Annotated in this window: 15 protein-coding genes; 13 read left to right on the top strand and 2 right to left on the bottom strand. The window is 47.6% G+C overall.

Annotated elements, in window-relative coordinates; translation table 11 throughout:
• Window positions 1–142: 142 nt before the first annotated feature.
• The gene (locus ACE3MZ_RS17785) at window positions 143–1,126 is read right to left on the bottom strand and encodes a LacI family DNA-binding transcriptional regulator (RefSeq protein ID WP_411343462.1); all 984 of its coding nucleotides are present in this window, start codon (window positions 1,124–1,126) and stop codon (window positions 143–145) included.
• A 171-nt stretch (window positions 1,127–1,297) separates the two neighbouring features.
• Window positions 1,298–2,422, bottom strand: a complete 1,125-nt coding sequence (gene mnmA, locus ACE3MZ_RS17780) for a tRNA 2-thiouridine(34) synthase MnmA (RefSeq protein WP_411343461.1) — start codon at window positions 2,420–2,422, stop codon at window positions 1,298–1,300.
• 292 nt (window positions 2,423–2,714) lie between these two features.
• Here mnmA and cymR point away from each other — a divergent pair, with 292 nt between their 5' ends.
• The 13 genes from cymR to ACE3MZ_RS17715 all read left to right on the top strand — a co-directional run bounded on the left by cymR (window position 2,715) and on the right by ACE3MZ_RS17715 (window position 17,381).
• On the top strand, window positions 2,715–3,134 hold the full coding sequence (gene cymR / locus ACE3MZ_RS17775) for a cysteine metabolism transcriptional regulator CymR (RefSeq protein WP_367060908.1): 420 nt from the start codon (window positions 2,715–2,717) through the stop codon (window positions 3,132–3,134).
• Window positions 3,135–3,426: 292 nt separating this feature from the next.
• On the top strand, window positions 3,427–4,572 hold the full coding sequence (locus ACE3MZ_RS17770) for a cysteine desulfurase family protein (protein ID WP_411343460.1): 1,146 nt from the start codon (window positions 3,427–3,429) through the stop codon (window positions 4,570–4,572).
• A gap of 139 nt (window positions 4,573–4,711) precedes the next feature.
• A complete protein-coding gene (locus ACE3MZ_RS17765; protein ID WP_411346840.1) occupies window positions 4,712–5,203 on the top strand; it encodes a PRC-barrel domain-containing protein in 492 nt (163 codons plus the stop codon).
• A 163-nt stretch (window positions 5,204–5,366) separates the two neighbouring features.
• Entirely contained in the window at window positions 5,367–5,570 is a 204-nt protein-coding gene (locus tag ACE3MZ_RS17760) for a hypothetical protein (RefSeq protein ID WP_411343459.1), read from the top strand.
• A gap of 679 nt (window positions 5,571–6,249) precedes the next feature.
• Window positions 6,250–8,877: an alanine--tRNA ligase gene (gene alaS / locus ACE3MZ_RS17755; RefSeq protein ID WP_411343458.1), complete on the top strand. Its 2,628-nt coding sequence runs from the start codon at window positions 6,250–6,252 to the stop codon at window positions 8,875–8,877.
• A gap of 238 nt (window positions 8,878–9,115) precedes the next feature.
• Window positions 9,116–9,376: an IreB family regulatory phosphoprotein gene (locus tag ACE3MZ_RS17750; protein WP_411346839.1), complete on the top strand. Its 261-nt coding sequence runs from the start codon at window positions 9,116–9,118 to the stop codon at window positions 9,374–9,376.
• Between the two features lie 18 nt (window positions 9,377–9,394).
• Window positions 9,395–9,811: a Holliday junction resolvase RuvX gene (ruvX, locus tag ACE3MZ_RS17745; protein ID WP_411343457.1), complete on the top strand. Its 417-nt coding sequence runs from the start codon at window positions 9,395–9,397 to the stop codon at window positions 9,809–9,811.
• Window positions 9,812–9,822: 11 nt separating this feature from the next.
• Window positions 9,823–10,119 (top strand): DUF1292 domain-containing protein, encoded by a 297-nt coding sequence (locus ACE3MZ_RS17740; RefSeq protein ID WP_411343456.1) that lies wholly within the window; start codon window positions 9,823–9,825, stop codon window positions 10,117–10,119.
• Between the two features lie 4 nt (window positions 10,120–10,123).
• On the top strand, window positions 10,124–10,432 hold the full coding sequence (locus ACE3MZ_RS17735; protein ID WP_411343455.1) for a DUF1292 domain-containing protein: 309 nt from the start codon (window positions 10,124–10,126) through the stop codon (window positions 10,430–10,432).
• Window positions 10,433–10,546: 114 nt separating this feature from the next.
• Window positions 10,547–11,677, top strand: coding sequence for an endolytic transglycosylase MltG (gene mltG, locus ACE3MZ_RS17730; RefSeq protein WP_411346838.1), 1,131 nt, complete (start codon window positions 10,547–10,549; stop codon window positions 11,675–11,677).
• A 320-nt stretch (window positions 11,678–11,997) separates the two neighbouring features.
• Window positions 11,998–12,927: a peptidase U32 family protein gene (locus ACE3MZ_RS17725; RefSeq protein WP_411343454.1), complete on the top strand. Its 930-nt coding sequence runs from the start codon at window positions 11,998–12,000 to the stop codon at window positions 12,925–12,927.
• A gap of 136 nt (window positions 12,928–13,063) precedes the next feature.
• A complete protein-coding gene (locus tag ACE3MZ_RS17720; protein ID WP_411343453.1) occupies window positions 13,064–14,428 on the top strand; it encodes a peptidase U32 family protein in 1,365 nt (454 codons plus the stop codon).
• Window positions 14,429–14,807: 379 nt separating this feature from the next.
• A complete protein-coding gene (locus ACE3MZ_RS17715; protein WP_411343452.1) occupies window positions 14,808–17,381 on the top strand; it encodes a methyl-accepting chemotaxis protein in 2,574 nt (857 codons plus the stop codon).
• The last annotated feature ends 280 nt before the right edge of the window (window positions 17,382–17,661 follow it).

Here is a 17,661-nt window from a genome sequence, read left to right as displayed (position 1 = left end):
AATCGCTGGGCGAACATCTATCGCTCAATAAATATCCATCACTCAGTAACCGTCTATCGTCCAATCAAAGCCTAGCATTCAATAAAAAAACGCCTTCGTTGAAGGCGCTACATTACGGATGAAACCTGTATAGAATGATGATCTAAGCGGTTGAACCATCATACAGCTGGACAGGCAAAATCGTCTGCCGCTCCGCTTCATCAAATTCACCATCGATTTCGCGTAGTAATACGTCGATCGCAGTACGCGCAATCTCTTCAATGGGCTGACGAATCGTAGTCAGTTGTGGGATAGCAGAGGAGATCACATTGGTGCCGTCATAACCGACCAATTTCAGATCATGCGGAATACGGATACCGCGTACATCTGCTTCATACAGAACCGAAGCCGCAATCATATCATTACTGGCAAATATACCATCCATTTCTGGATGCTCGTCAAAGGCACGGCGAATGAACGTCAGCTGATCATCACGATCCAGCGGCAATTCAATCTCATACGTATAATGTGGCAATCCATGTTGCTGCATCACATCTTCAAATGCTTTGCGGCGCAGTTGTGCAGGCGTTTCCAACTCCGCAGGTCCGTTAAAATGCACAATGTGCTGACAGCCCCGATCAATTAGCCGCTGCGTTGCTAACCGTCCACCCTCATAGTTGTCAGAACTAACGACCGGAATCGTGTCCGACAAATAGCGGTCAATGGCAACCACTGCGAGATTGGCTCTTTTATAATTCAAAATTCCACGATTATGCGTGCCGACAATGATGCCATCCACCTGATTACGCATCAGCATCTCGGCATATTGTTCTTCTTTGTCGATTCGATTCAAGCTGTTACATAACAGCACCTTTAACCCATGCGCCGCACACAGATTCTCGATATGAAACGTCAACTCACCAAAAAACGGATTGGCTGTCGTTGGTAGGATCAGCCCGATCAGATGAGTACGTTTATTGAATAGCGAGCGCGCAATATCGTTAGGAAAATAGTTCAATTCTTCCATCGCGCTGCGTACTTTGGTTTTGGTTGCTTCACTTACATAACCTCGGTTGTTCATCATGCGCGATACCGTCGTCGGCGAGACGCCGGCGAGTCGGGCAACATCTTCCAGCTTGGCTTTCATGCGGCAGCCTCCGTTTTTTCTTTTAGTATACCATTTGCCTGATGGCAAAAGAAGAACAGCGCTAGTAAGCCAAAAAACCTTCCGTTTGCGAATACGTCAACAAGACGAATCGCAAAACGGAAGGTAGAGTGCATAATCTGCGAAGTAGTTACAATCATATCTAGTCTGTTCTTACACCAGCGCCTCATAAGGAACTTTTTCCGCCACTTCAATCGTGCCGCCGCCCAGACAAATATCGCCATCGTAAAAGACAACCGCCTGTCCCGGTGTGATCGCTTTTTGCTGTACATCAAATTGGACATGTACATTGCCATCTTCTTGCCAAGTAAGTGTAACGCCTTGATCCGGTTGACGATAACGGAATTTGGCGGTGCATGTTACGGTTGTACCGACCGCTGGTGTATTGCCATTGATCCAGTTGATACCGGATGCGACCAGCCCTGTCGAGTACATACTCGGATGTGCATCCCCCTGTACGACGTACAAAATATTTTGCTCCAGATCCTTGTCAGTCACGAACCACGGTTGTCCATTACCAGAGCCACCGATGCCAAGACCTTGACGCTGACCTAGCGTGTAGTACATCAGACCGTCGTGACGACCTTTCACTTCGCCGGTTGCAATATCAACCATATTGCCGGATTTGGCAGGCAGATAGTTGCTCAGGAACTCGCGGAAATTGCGCTCTCCAATAAAGCAAACGCCAGTGCTGTCTTTTTTCTTAGCGGTATACAGATCATGCTCCGCCGCAATTCGGCGTACTTCTGGCTTCGGCAGATGACCGATTGGGAACATCGCCTTGGACAGCTGCTGCTGATTGAGCGCGTTCAGGAAATACGTTTGGTCTTTGTTGTTATCCACGCCGCGCAGCAGAGTGAGCGTTCCATCCTGATCGACAACGCGTGCATAATGACCGGTTGCTACATAATCCGCGCCCAGATCCAGCGCCTTGTTCAGGAATTCGCCGAATTTGATCTCGCGGTTACACATTACATCTGGATTTGGTGTGCGTCCGTTTTTGTATTCTTCCAGAAAATACGAGAAGACTTTGTCGAAATATTCCTTTTCAAAATTGACCGTATAATAAGGAATACCGATCTGTTCGCAGACGCGGCGTACATCTTCCGCATCGTCCTCGGCAGTACAATTGCCGAACTCGTCGGTATCATCCCAGTTTTTCATGAAAATACCGATTACATCATACCCCTGTTGCTTGAGCAGCAGTGCTGTAACCGAAGAATCTACGCCGCCGGACATCCCGACGACTACACGTGTTTCTGAAATTGCTTTTGCCATTTGCATATCACATCCCCGTTTAATATTGAACCGGATTGAAGTGCCGGTGGTGCAGCAGGTGGCATCCCACTCACCAATCATTACAATTTTGCTACAACTAGCAATTCCATTTCCCAAACGCTATTCATCTGTGTTACGATAAGATAGAAAAATGATCGGAATACAGTGAATTATTGAGAATACATCGCTGATGTGCAACTGCTAATTATAATTGGGTTTGTGAAATAAATCAACAACTAATAAAGCGGCAATATTTCATGCGTTTGGTCATATTAGAGACGAGGTGCACACTATGAAAATTTCAACTAAAGGACGTTATGGTCTGACGATTATGATGGAGCTGGCTTCGCGTTTTGGCGAAGGTCCAACTTCCCTGAAAAGTATTGCTGAACGAAACCAGCTGTCTGAGCATTATTTGGAGCAGCTAATTGCTCCGCTACGTAACGCTGGATTGGTGAAAAGTATCCGCGGCGCATATGGCGGTTATATCCTGTCCCGTGAGCCAGAGCAGATTACTGCAGGCGAAGTGATCCGCGTGCTGGAAGGACCGGTGTCGGTCGTTGATTTTACTGATGAGGACGTGGCAGCCAAGCGTCATCTGTGGATGCAAATCCGCGACGCTATCGCCAGCGTGATCGATTCCACCACCCTCAAAGACCTGATCAGCTATCAGGACGAAGGTGCGGAAGACAATTACATGTTCTATATCTGATCCTCATCGCTGCTTCATATACGTTGCTGTATATGACAGCTAACACGATGCGATCATACAATCGGAACAAGCGGAAGAACCGTCGCCGTCGCGCTGCGGATTCTTCCGCTTTTTGCTATGTCTGGCATAGGGTATCGTATCGATTTATACTATAGAAGATGGCTGACTACACAAGCAATAATCCACAATGTTACGGATAGAGACTTATATTCGTTGACGATTCGTTAATTTGATATAGAAGCTTCTTTTGCAGAAACTTTACAATATAGAAGGAAAGACAGGGTGAAATGAAATGACTCCAATCTATCTTGATCATGCTGCTTCCACACCGGTACACCCGGAAGTGGCACAACAAATGTTGAATGTAATGACCGGCACACATGGCAATGCGTCCAGCGTGCATGCCTTTGGACGTGCTGCCAAGCGGATCGTCAGTCAAGCGCGCGATCTGATCTCATCGCGAATCGGCTGCCATCCGAATGAACTGGTGTTTACAGCAGGTGGAACGGAAAGCGACAATATGGCATTGTTCGGCGCAGCGGAAGCGCTGAAGGAACAGGGGCGTCATATTATTACATCGCAGATTGAACATCATGCAGTGCTGCATGCGTGCGAAGTGCTGGAGAAGCGTGGTTACGAGATTACCTATTTGCCAGTGAATGAGAGCGGTCGCGTATCGCTCGACGATCTGCGCGCTGCCATTCGTCCGGATACGATTCTGATCAGCATCATGTTTGGCAACAATGAAGTGGGCACCTTACAGCCGATTGTGGAAATGGGACAATTGGCGCGTGAGCATAACATCCTGTTTCATACCGACGCAGTGCAGGCGCTCGGTGGTGTTAGTATCAACTGTCATGAGCTGCCAGTCGATCTGATCAGCTTTTCCAGTCATAAGATCAATGGTCCGCAAGGGATCGGTGCATTGTATGTACGTCAGGGAACGAAGCTGGAGCCGCTACTGCATGGTGGTTTGCAGGAGCGCAAGCGCCGTGCCGGTACAGAAAATCTCGCTGGAATCGCTGGCTTTGGTAAGGCGATAGAGCTGGCGACAGATAAGCTGGAGCAACGTAATAGCGAGCTGGCAGCACTGCGTGGATATTTTCTCGAGCAGCTGGAAGAACAGGCAGGAAGGGATGCTTTTGTGATCAATACGCCGCTGGAGCAATCGCTACCGCATATTCTCAATGTGAGCTTCCCGGGAACGACTAGCGAAACGATGCTGATGAATCTCGATATGGAGCAAATTGCTGCGGCAAGCGGTTCCGCATGCACCTCGGGATCGCTGGAATTATCACATGTATTGCAAGCGATGAATTTACCGCAAAATGTGCAGCAATCGGCGATTCGTTTTAGCTTTGGACTGGGTAATAATACACAAGAAATTGAACAAACTGCACAGAAAATTGCAACCATTTTACAACGGATACGTAAATGATGTTAAGGACTCCCCTGTATGGTGAATAAGGGAGGATAGATGTTGGGCGCTGCCATCTCCGGACACGATCATGTTCCGGTTTCCGTACCCGCGCAAAATGTGCGCTGAGGAGGTCCTGAAAGTGTTAAAAGTACAGAGCATGATAGGACTCGCTGTATTTGATGTGGAAGACGGCAAGCAGCTGGGCAAGATCCACGATTTTATCATTACGGAAGATTGGTCAGTCTACGGCTTCGAGCTGGAAGGCAAAGGTCTGTTCTCGATCCAAGTCCGTACGGTGAAATTGGAGGATATTGTGAGCTATGGCAATGATGCCATTATGATTCGCAATCAACAGGCAGTTCGCCAGACGGCGGCTGACGATATTCAGCATACATTTTTAATTGGGGATAGCAAGGTAAAAGAATTGCCTGTCCTTACCGGTGACGGAGCAATCCTCGGCTATGTGTCCGATGTTTACTTTAATCCTGAACTGGGTAAAAGCATTACCGGGATCGAAATTAGCGACGGTTTTATCTCCGATCTGATTGGCGGAAGAAAATGGCTTCCGATTAGTACGCAAGTTGCGTTTGGTGAAAGCGCCATAATGGCGCCGATTGCCAGCGGACAGCGGCTGGAGGAATGTCTGTAAACTGTAGCTGGCACAGCAGCGGCCGAACGGAATATGCTGCGGACGCGCTTCTACATTAGACGTGCGTCCGTGCCGCGTATACCTGTGGCATGAGCATCTTACTATAGGATGTCGTACAGCAAGCCAGCTGCCCAAACTCGTAGACGGATAGGGTGAGCGCGGAATGAAATGTCCAAACTGTAGTTCCAAAGATATCGGCAAGATTGGCTCGCATCAATTTTATTGTTGGGGCTGTTTTATCGAATTGACTGTAAATAACGGCAAAATGTCTGTATACCAGGTGGAAGAGGACGGTACGCTCAGCTCGCTGGACGATCTGTTCGTAGAGCAGCCTGTAGCGGCGGCATCCATTGCTTTATCCTCATAATCCATGCATAACGCAATAGCGAAAGTGGTCGGGGCATTAATGCTGGACAGTCGTAATTCCATACATACCATGGTAGCATGCAGCTCATGACTGAACATCGCCGCGGCCGATCGCATACGAAACACGTATGTTGTCGAGTCGCGGTTTTTTGGCATCTGATACATTGATAGTCAGCTTCACCAAAAGGATGATATCTCGGCGGAACGACGTGATCTGGTGCAAGATTTATAGCAAGTGGCAACCCTTCTTTTTGCTAGAAACGGTAACGCTCTCATGCCGCTTGTATCCATGTCTGCTGTCATTGACAGAGCCGAATACGCTGGATATACTGATATAGGTTGTTGAAAATCGTGAAATTCCGCGCAGCAGGCATCATTGCGGCGGAAATGGGTATCTGTGCATACCTCTTTTTTTACGGTTCAGCTGTTGCTGGACATATGCATAATCAAAGAAGAGGTGCAGGGAGAAGCCGCTGTAGGAAATACAAGAATACCGTCCCTGATCTATGAGCAGGGGCGTTTTTTTAGATTTCAAGTCATTACAGGTACAGATTCCATATGCGTTGATTTTATGGGATAAGCAGTATGAGACTGCTGTTATCATGCGCACTGTGTACATGTTACGCATCGAATTCCCGCGTCTATAATGTAGACGCTATATCTAAGGAGGCTCGCTATTTATGAAAGCAAGTGAAATTCGTTCCAAATGGCTCGCTTTTTTTGAGAGCAAAGGGCATAAAGTAGAACCCAGCGCGCCGCTCGTACCGATTAACGATCCATCTCTGCTGTGGATCAACGCTGGTATGGCACCGCTGAAAGCGTATTTTGACGGACGGGTGCAGCCGGACAATCCGCGTATCACCAACTCGCAAAAATGTATTCGTACTAACGATATCGAGAATGTCGGCAAAACGCGCCGTCACCATACCTTCTTTGAGATGCTGGGTAACTTCTCGATCGGTGACTATTTTAAAGAAGAAGCGATCACATGGGCATGGGAATTCCTAACTGGCAAAGAATGGATCGGCTTCGATCCAGAGCGTCTGTCTGTTACCGTATACCCGGAAGATGAAGAAGCGTTCAAGTTGTGGAATGAGAAAATCGGTCTGCCTGCGGAGCGCATCATCAAGCTGGAAGATAACTTCTGGGACATCGGCGAAGGTCCATGTGGACCGTGTACTGAGATTTTCTATGATCGTGGCGATGCTTACGGCGCGCTTGATCCGAACGATCCAGAAATGTATGCAGGCGGTGAAAACGAGCGTTTCCTGGAAGTATGGAACCTCGTATTTTCCCAGTTTAACCATAACAAAGATGGCAGCTACACGCCGCTTCCGAACAAAAACATTGATACCGGTGCCGGTTTGGAGCGCTTCACATCCATCTTGCAGGATGTAGATTCCAACTTTGACACCGACCTGTTCCAACCGATGATTCAGGAAACCGCGCGTATCGCTGGTGTCACTTACAAACAAAACAACGAAACCGATGTGGCGCTGAAAGTCATTGCTGACCATATCCGTACCGTGACATTCGCTGTAGGCGATGGCGTACTGCCATCGAACGAAGGACGCGGTTATGTAATCCGCCGTCTGCTGCGTCGTGCCGTTCGTTACGGAAAAGTAATCGGTCTGGACAAACCATTCCTGTTCAGCCTTGTCAAAACTGTAGGCGATGTGATGGGCGTATACTACCCAACTGTCGTGGAGCAACAAGATTATATTGAGAAAATCATCCGTACTGAGGAGGAGCGTTTCCACGAAACGCTATCCGATGGTCTGAATATTCTCGGTGAGCTGGCGCAACAAGCCAAAGCACAGGGGGAAAATGCAATTAGCGGTGCAGATGCGTTCAAGCTGTATGACACATACGGTTTCCCATTTGACCTGACAGAAGATTATGCACTGGAAAACGGTCTGACTGTGGATCGCGAAGGATTTGATGCAGCGATGCAGGAGCAGCGTGATCGTGCGCGTGCAGCCCGTCAGGACAGCGGTAGTATGAAAGTACAGGGCGGCGTACTGTCTGAACTGGAAGCGAAGAGCGAATTTATTGGCTATGAGCAGCTGAATGTTCAATCGACTGTCGCAGCTATTATCGTCGACGACGCGTTTGTACAAAGCGCTGGCGCTGGTCAAACGGCACAAGTCATTCTTGACGTGACTCCATTCTATGCAGAGAGCGGCGGTCAAGTGAGCGACCTCGGTCTGCTCAGCAGCGACAAAGTCGAAGCATCGGTAGAAACGCTGTTCAAAGCACCACGCGGTCAATCTGTGCATATCGTAAATATCAGCTCCGGTGAGCTGCATGTGGGCGATACCGTCACCGCACAGGTCGACGAGCCGAACCGCAACGATATTATCAAAAACCATACTGCGACTCACCTGATGCACAAAGCGCTCAAAGAAGTGTTGGGTAACCATGCCAATCAGGCAGGTTCACTCGTGGAAGCCGAGCGTCTGCGCTTTGACTTTTCCCACTTTAGCAGCGTAACACCAGAAGAGATCGTCGATATCGAACGCCGCGTAAACCAGGAAATCTGGAAAGCTCTCGATGTGGAGATCAACTATGCAGCAATCGACGAAGCCAAAGCAATGGGCGCAATGGCATTGTTCGGCGAGAAATACGGCGATATCGTGCGCGTAGTCAAAATCGGCGATTACAGCATCGAGCTGTGTGGCGGTTGCCATGTAGACAATACTTCGCGTATCGGTTTGTTCAAAATTTTGTCCGAAAGCGGCATTGGCTCCGGTGTACGCCGGATCGAAGCGGTAACTGGACGTCTGGCTTATATGTTCCTCGACAGTCAGCTTGATCTGCTCAAACAAGCAGCTGGTCAACTGAAATCGAATGTACACGATGTGCCGAAACGCATCGAAGCGCTGAACCAGCAAGTACGCGATCTCGGTCGTGAAAATGAATCGCTGCAAAGCAAGCTGAGTCTGATCGAAGCTGGTCAATTGACCGATCAAGTGGAAACGGTAGGCAGTACGCAATTGCTGGCAACCGCAGTGAACGCACCTAGCATGGATGCACTGCGCGGTCTGGCAGATGAACTGAAAGGCAAACTGCCGGAAGCAGTTCTTGTACTGGGCGCAGCAATCGAAGACAAAGTAAACTTTGTCGTTGTAGTACCGAAGTCCGGTATCGACCGCGGATTGCACGCTGGTAAACTGGTCAAAGAAGTTGCAGCCATTTGTGGCGGCGGCGGTGGCGGTCGTCCTGATATGGCGCAAGCTGGCGGTAAAGACGCGTCCAAGCTGAACGAAGCGCTGGAAGCTGCGAAGAAACACGTCGCTTCTGTATAACGCACAACAGCAGGATACACAACAAGCATAATCAAGCGCGCAAGCAAGAATGTGGATCGCTTACATTATTCTGCAATATACTTTAAAATTCTGTAACTTTTCGATTAGTTTTAACGTAAATATTCCTTGTATATCCCTTGATGTGTTATGATGAGAGAGAATCAACATGAACATCAGGGGATTCCATTTTGAGGAAGCGTGTGTTCCATCACTTTCCGAAAAAGCGAGGTGTCAGCGAGTGGACTCCATGGACAAAACTATGAAGTTTAGTGTCAAAGGTGACGAGCACGAAAGCTCCTCACAAGAAATACTGCTCACCGTGTATGATGCATTGGTGGAGAAGGAGTACAACCCGATCAACCAGATTGTTGGTTACCTCATTTCCGGGGACCCCGCTTATATTCCTCGGCATAACAATGCGCGTAGTATGATCGGTAAAAAAGAGCGGGACGAATTAATTGAAGAACTGGTCCGTTCCTACCTGGCCAGTCATCGGTAGAGACGGAGCGTACACATCATGAAAATATTGGGCCTCGATTACGGAGACCGCCGGATTGGTATTGCGGTAAGCGATGCGTTCGGTTGGACCGCTCAGGGACTGGAGGTTATTGACCGGCAGCGCAATCCCGAAGTACTGGAACGTATTGCGGAATTGGTCAAGGAACATGAGATCAGCGAGCTCGTGGTTGGACTCCCCAAGAACATGAACGGAAGTGTTGGTCCCCGTGGTCAACTATGTATCGAATTTGCAGAACATCTTCGGGAATCTGTGCAGCTGCCTGTTCACCTTTGGGATGAACGGCTTACAACGATGTCAGCCGAGCGCACATTGATTGAGGCTGATGTAAGCCGCAAGAAACGCAAGCAGGTCGTGGATAAAATGGCCGCAAGCTTGATTTTACAAAATTACTTGGATTCTAAAAGTAAAAGGTGAGGGTGGTTAATATGGCTAAAGATCAAAATTTGCTTGAGGACGAACCGGAAATTATTTATATTCCTGATGATGAAGGTAACGAAGAGGAATTTGAAGTCATCATGAAATTCGAGGTTGATGGTTCGGAAGCCAAATATATGATGGTCGTGCCTATGGAAGCCACAGAGGACGATACCGATGAAGTATATGCGTTCCGATATGAAGAAGAAGGCGACGATTTGAAGCTGTACATTATTGAAGACGAAGACGAGTGGCAGATCGTCGAAGAAACCTTCAATACATTAGTAGCTGAATTGGATGGTGAATAAGCCCATGAGTGATCTTTCTGCGAGTAATGTCAAGTTATCGTCCAGACTGCTGGAAGCCTACGGTGTACTTATTGAGTTAACCGATGAAGACGGCGAGACCGTTGTTTATCGTTTAATCAGCGAATTTGAGGCGGAGACCGGTGCGTATGCTGTATTGCAAAAAGATACAGCACTGCCGGAAACGGAAGTCGAAATTTTGAAAATTGTGGATGGTTCAGGTGAAAAACCAGAGCTGGTTACGATTGATGATGACGATGAATGGGAAGATGTAGCGGAATTGTATGATGAGTTGACTTTACCGTTTGAAGATTAATCACGGATCTGTATACAGCAGGCATTGCTGCTGCGGTCATGTACTTTCTGAGAAGAGCGGGAACCTTTCCGCTCTTTTTGACTGTCAAAGGAGATGTTATATCTATTGCGTAAAGTGGTCAGGACATTTGCAATTATCGTAGTCATTGTCATCATAGCTGCCGCAGCGGCAGGGATTTACGGCTGGAAGGCGATGCAGCCGACAGCAGCTTCCGAACAACTGGTAGCGTATACACTGGAGCAAGGCACGTCCACGACATCGTTAGCTCAGGAACTGCAAAATAACGGTATTATTCGCAGTGCGCAAGCGTTCAAATGGTATCTGCGCTGGAAAGATGAAGGCAATCAATTCAAAGCGGGCAATTATGAATTTACGCCGGGCATGACTTATGAGCAGATTGTTACCAAGCTCAATAACGCCGATGTAGTCGTACCGAAAACGATGAAATTTACGATTCCGGAAGGATATACCGTTACTCAAATTGCGGATAAGCTGAGTGAAGCTGGCTTTGTGGACCGCGACAAGTTTATGAAACTGGTAGATGATCCATCTCAGTTCAAACAGGCACGCGAATGGAATGTACCAACTGGCAATGGTATTTTGCATCCGCTAGAAGGATATCTGTTCCCGGCAACGTATGATTTGCCAATTGAAAGTACGGAAGAAGATGTGATCGCTAACATGCTGGCAGGCATGCGTACGAATTTGGCATCTATTAGCGATCTGGATAGTAAGTTGAAAACACGCGGCATGAATCTACATCAATTGCTGACCGAAGCGTCGCTGATTGAGCGCGAGGTTGTTGTACCAGCAGAGCGTGCTGAGGTGGCAGGTGTGATCGACAACCGGATCAAGCAAAAGATGCGTCTCCAAATTGATGCTACTGTCCAGTATGCACTAGGCAAGCAAAAGCAACGTCTGCTGTATTCCGATCTGAAAATCGACAGTCCATATAACACCTATCTGAATGACGGACTGCCGCCGGGTCCAATTGCTAATCCGGGCATTGAATCAATCAAAGCGGCACTGGAACCGAAAACATCAGAATATCTGTATTATGTGACCAAAAAAGACGGCTCTGGCGGACATCTGTTTGCCAAAACGTATGCTGAGCATCAGAAGAATATTGAGACCAGCAATGCAACTAGCGCTGCTAGCTCAGGACAGAGTACCGATAATGAAAGTACAGGCACTGTAGATGGAACGACAGGTACAGATGCGTCAGGAACAACAGGGACTGAGTAAAGTACCGCAAGCTCCAATTCGTAATAAACCTGTAGACACCATCATCGCATTGTATGTAAACACAGATAGGCTCCAACTGATTGTTTCCTAACGCCACAACTAAGGCGGGCACCATCAAGCAGGCGATATCGCTGCATGATGCGTGCCTGCTTTTGGGCGTGCAGGGGAAATGTCTTCACATGCACACAAATGTGCTTCAAATCTGCTCCGTTTATCCTGTATGATAGATATCGTGCTATCATCGGAAGTAAGCGGAGCAATGCTGTACGAACGAATGCGAATATGTAAATAACAGCCGGAAGGCTGGGAGGTGCTGGACAATGAGTAACAAACCTGAACTGCTGGTGACGGTATCCTCGTTAGAGGAACTGCGCCGTCTGGCGGAAGCGGGCGCTGACGCTTTTCTCGTTGGCGAAGAACGATATGGTATGCGATTACCCGGAAGTATGAATGTGCAGCAGATTGGCGAAGCGGTAGCTTACAGTCATGAGCATGGCAAAAAGGTATATGTAGCGGTCAACAATCTGATGACCAATGAGCTACTGCACGGTTTGTCTGTTTATATTGAAGAGCTGCGCGATCTAGGTGTGGACGGAATTGAGTTTGGCGATCCGGCAGTGCTGACAACCGTGCGTGAGCGGGCGCCGGAGCTGAAGCTGCACTGGAACGCTGAGATGACATCGACCAGTTCATCCACTGCGAACTATTGGGGCAGTAAGGGCGCTACACGAGCTGTGCTAGCGCGTGAGCTGAATATGGATGAGATTACCGGGATGATGGATAAGATCAAGGTAGAGGCTCAGGTACAGGTACATGGGATGACTAATATTTATCACTCCAAACGTCAACTCGTGCAGAGCTATATGGCACATCAGGGGCGCGAGGTAGATGGCGATCTTGGCTTGAATCGTGGTTTGTTCCTAATTGAGGCAGAGCGCCGGGATGAGAAATTCCCGATCTATGAAGACGGCAATGGGACGCATATTATGAGTTCTGAGGACATTTGTATTTTGGAAGATTTGCATCTGTTGATGGAAGCGAGCGTGCATAGCTTCAAGATCGAAGGCATACTGAAATCGCTGGAGTACAACGAAGCGGTCGTGCGCGCGTATCGCCAAGCAATCGACGCTTACGCACACAATACGGATGAATACGAGTATGAGGAAGAATGGTTGGATGAGGTTCGCGCCTTGCAAGACCCGGAACGCGAGTTGGCGTTTGGCTTCTTTTACAAGGAACAGGTATTTTAAAAGGAATGTTATATTAGCAGATGCTAAATGTACCGTTAAAACTATGCACGATCTGGAATAAAGATCGTATGAGTTATATTCGCATAAGTCATATTCAACAATGTTCAAGCAATATGATCGAGGGGGAAGATCTCCAATGAATACAGCAAAACCAATCCATTTCGGTAAACGATACCGTCTGGACAAGCCTGAGCTGCTTGCGCCTGCTGGTAATCTGGAAAAGCTGAAATTCGCTATTCACTATGGTGCAGATGCCGTCTATATTGGCGGACAAAAATACGGTCTTCGGTCCAACGCAGATAACTTCAGTTTTGAAGAGATGCGGGAAGGCGTACAATTTGCTAATCGTTACGGTGCCAAAGTGTTTGTAGCGACTAACATTTATGCTCATGATGAAGATGTGGATGGTATCGAAGAATATTTGCGCAATCTGGAAGACGTCGGTATCTCTGCGATCATCGTAGCAGATCCGACCATCATTGAAGTCGCCTTACGCTGCGCACCGAAGCTGGAAGTGCATCTGAGCACCCAGCAATCGACGCTGAACTGGCAGGCGGTAAAATTCTGGAAAGAACAAGGCTTGCCGCGTGTCGTACTCGGTCGTGAAACAAGTCTGGAAGAGATCGCTGAGATCAAGAAACATGTCGATGTAGAGATCGAGTCGTTTATCCACGGTGCGATGTGCTCATCGTTCTCAGGACGCTGCGTATTGTCAAACCACTTTACTGACCGCGACTCCAACCGTGGTGGCTGTTGCCAGTCCTGCCGCTGGAAGTACGATCTGTTTGAGGATGCTCGTCCGCAATCTCGCTGGATGTCCGAGGAAGAGATGATGGACAAGCAGGCGCCGGAACCGTTCTCGCTGGGAGACAATCAGCTGCCACTGTACAATGAAGGCGATAACCCATTCTCTATGGGATCGAAGGATCTGTGCATGCTGGAAGCAATTCCTGATCTGATCGAAGTCGGGATTGACAGCTTCAAGATTGAAGGACGGATGAAGTCGATCCACTATGTGGCAACTGTCGTTAATGCGTACCGTCAGGCAATCGACTCCTATATGGCTGATCCTGATCACTATGTGCTGAAGCCAGAATGGTTGGAAGAGCTGAACAAAGCGGCAAACCGTCCGCTTAACACAGGGTTCTTCTACGATACGCCGGACGAAGAGGATCATATTTACGAGCCGGAAGATAAAGCGGTACCGTATGACTTTGCTGGTCTGGTGCTGGATTATGATGCTGCTACAGGCATGGCGACGATTCAGCAGCGCAACCATTTTAAACCGGGACAGGAAATTGAATTTTTCGGACCAGACAATACGTTCTTCAAGCAACAGGTCGGTATGATTTGGGATGAAGAGGGCAATGAACTGGATGCAGCACGTCACCCGTTGCAAAAAATCAAAATGAAGGTGGATCAACCGGTTCGCTATTTTGATATGATGCGTAAAAAGAACGTAAAAGTAGCAAAACAAGCCAAAACAGCCGCTGCTGTTTAAGATTATAGCTATCGATCAGCCAAGGGATACATCAAATAGTAGGGGCAAATGATACCGGGATAATGCGTGAACCGGTTGTCGTTTGCCCCTTTTTTAATATGAATATGTAACAGAATATGACATAGTACCCACTTGCGCAACAATGATAGCGATATCAAAATAAAGAAATGTAGATGCAATGTCAGGTTTTTCATACATAATAGGCGAAAAGACCTTAATTATTTGGAAAAAGGGGTTCATTTTTACTGGATAATCACCGATAATGGAAGCAGAACTGTAACTATAGAACTCCAACCAGAGTACAGGATACAGATGATACAAACGATATAGCCGAAATCCGGGAACAGGTTCATGAATTTGAAAATGGTGGGTGAAAAGTATGGGGTTATGGCAAAAGCCAGACAAGACCAATCGCAAGCCAGCAAAATTATCGAAACAGTTACTGAAAACATCGGGGGAAGACAAGCAAGAGCCAAAGGGGAAACGCAAGAAACCTCGGCAACAGGCGCCATCGCAGCAAGCTTTACATAAGTGGTTCAAAGGGCGAAGCCACAATCAAGAACAGGCGATCTCGCAGGATCAGCCGCAGACGGCGGATGTATCGCTCAGTTCGGATCATCATCTGGACGATACCACATCGGATCCAACACCAAAATCAGTAAAACTAGCCAAGTCATCTCAATCAGCTGTCCGATCTCATAACCGTTTCAAACATGCTGGTCAAGCATCGGTAGCAGCGGCGCGTAATTGGCGCAGTTTTAATCCGTCCAAATCGGTTGGGGTTAAACTATTTTTGATGTTTTTTATCGCGATTATGGTCTGTGTTGTGCTGCTGGGTACGTTCTCGTATGTACGTGCCAAAAGTGTCATTCAGGAAAATGCAGCGATCAGCAATGAACAGACGATCATCCAGACAGGAGAAAAGCTGGACGTCATGCTAAGTCAGTTGGTGAATACATCCGTTCAAGTATTCTTCGATCCGACAATGCAAAGTGATCTGGCAGCCCTGTCGCGTGCCGGACAATCTGAATATGATAAATATCAGACGATCAATTCGATCAGCGAAAATCTGCAAAATCAGCTGAATTCTACTGATTCGGTCGAAGCGATCTATCTCGTGCCTATGGATCAATCGCTAAGTATCATTAGCGCAGGCACAGGAATTCCGAATGTAGAGGACGTTCGTAAAACAGATTGGTATCAGTCACTGGCGAATAATGACAGTGTCATGCAGTGGGTGCCAACTGCCAAAACAGAAGGAACGAACAAAAACTTCACCTACGCACGCGCGATGCGCATTTCCAGCAGTACCGATTCGTTCGTATTCGTCATGAGCATCAATAGCAAATGGCTGAACGATCAGATCGATAATTTGAATCTGGGAGATGGCGGCAATATCGATCTTGTAGGCGGACCATCGAATACGGTGATCGCTTCTACAGTCGAAAATATGGTCACAGAACCATCTCAGTTATCGTTTATCGATCAGATCAAAGATGGCAATGGACGTTTCCAGAACAGTCAAGGAACACAGCCAATCCTAGTTGCTTATTCTGTACTCAGCACGGTAGATTGGAAGCTGATTGGAACGGTGCCGGTACAGGCACTAGTTGCTAGTGCAAGCCCGATTCTGACATTAACATGGATCATGGCAGCGATCTTCGGGATTATTGCCATTCTGATCGGTTTGCTGATCATTCGTATCATCGGTCGTCCACTGCATAAGCTGCAATTGCTCATGCATCAAGGTTCGGAAGGTGTACTGAATGTGCGTATGCAGCACAAGTCATCCGATGAGATTGGACAGCTGTCCACGGCATTTAATACGATGATGGAAAATATTACGAATCTCGTCAAGCAGACGAATGACTCTGCGCAACATGTGCTGGATACAGCGTCTACGCTCAGTCAAGCATCGCGTCAAACCGCCGTATCTGCTAAGGAAATTGCGGTTGCGACGGAGGAGATTGCCAACGGTGCAGGTAGTCTGGCACTGGAAGCGGAGCGCGGTACTGAATTGACGGAGACGATGAATGACCGTATGGGCAAAGTGGTTGATGCCAACAAACAAATGGAAGTATCCGCCCAACAGGTAGAGCAGGCAAGTGAAACTGGCGTTCGTCATATGGATAGCTTGCTCGGCAAAACCAAAGTGACCGAAGATATGATTCGTTCCCTGAATACCCGTATCGATTCGCTAAAAGAAAGCACATCCTCTGTACAGCAAGTGCTGGATGCGATGCAGAACATTACGAAGCAGACGAATATTCTGTCTCTGAATGCGACGATTGAGGCTGCACGCGCAGGCGCAGCTGGCAAAGGCTTTATGGTCGTTGCTGACGAAGTTCGTAATCTGGCAGAGCAGTCGCGTCAATCGATTCTCATGGTTGGCGAGATCACGACCAACATCCAGAAGGAAATGGATGAAACGGTACGTGTACTGAATGAAGCGTATCCGCTATTCCGTCAGCAAACGGAAGCTGTGCAGGAGACGACAGGTATTTTTGAAACAGTACAAGAGCAGATGCAGGAGTTTGTGAACAAGCTTGGTTCGGCAACGCAATCGATCTCGGAGCTGAGCAATGTGCAGCAGTCGATGAGTGAAGCAATGAGCAACGTGAGCGCAGTAGCGGAGCAATCATCCGCAACGTCACAGGAAGTTGCTTCTCTCAGCAGCGAACAGCAAAATGTCAGCGGTCAACTCGTTACGCTATCTGGTCAACTGGAAACCGTCTCGGTTGGTCTCAAAGAAACGATAGCCCGCTTCACGATTGATGAAACCAAGCAGACTTCTACAGATGATCTGTCAGAAGCAACGACAACTTCGCAAACGTCAGAAGTACAACAGGCAGCAGATAACGATCATACTTCTGAAAAAGAACAGACCGACTTGCAATCCCCACTTGCAACGCAAGATGATGATACTAAGCCTCATCTTGGAAAAGAAGCATAAGCAAAAGAGCTGGAATGTCTATTTTATAAAAATGGTAATACCATGTATGTTAGCCCAGTACACAGTAGTAGCACGGCATACAATGAGTTACGCTCAAAGACGATAGACCTGTTCAATACAAACAAAAGGACGCTTTCCGATGAAGGAAGCGCCCTTTTTGTATTTGCTTGACAGACTGGATCATAACATAATTGTTGAGTATGAGTATGAGTATGAGTATGAGTATGAGTATGAGTATGAGTATGAGTATGAGTATGAGTATGAATGATAATATTCAGCG

This window comes from Paenibacillus sp. WLX1005 (assembly GCF_046603685.1).
Classification (GTDB): Bacteria; Bacillota; Bacilli; order Paenibacillales; family Paenibacillaceae; genus Saccharibacillus.
Note: the sequence above shows the minus strand (reverse complement) of the source record. Positions and strands in the feature narration are given on the sequence as shown.

What these genes read in the sequence shown, in the direction of transcription:
- ruvX (WP_411343457.1), top strand. Translation starts at nt 9,395, where the DNA reads ATGAAAATATTGGGCCTCGATTACGGAGACCGCCGGATTGGTATTGCG.
- ACE3MZ_RS17715 (WP_411343452.1), top strand. Translation starts at nt 14,808, where the DNA reads ATGGGGTTATGGCAAAAGCCAGACAAGACCAATCGCAAGCCAGCAAAA.
- ACE3MZ_RS17735 (WP_411343455.1), top strand. Translation starts at nt 10,124, where the DNA reads ATGAGTGATCTTTCTGCGAGTAATGTCAAGTTATCGTCCAGACTGCTG.
- ACE3MZ_RS17765 (WP_411346840.1), top strand. Translation starts at nt 4,712, where the DNA reads ATGATAGGACTCGCTGTATTTGATGTGGAAGACGGCAAGCAGCTGGGC.
- ACE3MZ_RS17720 (WP_411343453.1), top strand. Translation starts at nt 13,064, where the DNA reads ATGAATACAGCAAAACCAATCCATTTCGGTAAACGATACCGTCTGGAC.
- alaS (WP_411343458.1), top strand. Translation starts at nt 6,250, where the DNA reads ATGAAAGCAAGTGAAATTCGTTCCAAATGGCTCGCTTTTTTTGAGAGC.
- ACE3MZ_RS17770 (WP_411343460.1), top strand. Translation starts at nt 3,427, where the DNA reads ATGACTCCAATCTATCTTGATCATGCTGCTTCCACACCGGTACACCCG.
- mnmA (WP_411343461.1), bottom strand. Translation starts at nt 2,422, where the DNA reads ATGGCAAAAGCAATTTCAGAAACACGTGTAGTCGTCGGGATGTCCGGC.
- ACE3MZ_RS17760 (WP_411343459.1), top strand. Translation starts at nt 5,367, where the DNA reads ATGAAATGTCCAAACTGTAGTTCCAAAGATATCGGCAAGATTGGCTCG.
- ACE3MZ_RS17785 (WP_411343462.1), bottom strand. Translation starts at nt 1,126, where the DNA reads ATGAAAGCCAAGCTGGAAGATGTTGCCCGACTCGCCGGCGTCTCGCCG.
- ACE3MZ_RS17725 (WP_411343454.1), top strand. Translation starts at nt 11,998, where the DNA reads ATGAGTAACAAACCTGAACTGCTGGTGACGGTATCCTCGTTAGAGGAA.
- ACE3MZ_RS17740 (WP_411343456.1), top strand. Translation starts at nt 9,823, where the DNA reads ATGGCTAAAGATCAAAATTTGCTTGAGGACGAACCGGAAATTATTTAT.
- cymR (WP_367060908.1), top strand. Translation starts at nt 2,715, where the DNA reads ATGAAAATTTCAACTAAAGGACGTTATGGTCTGACGATTATGATGGAG.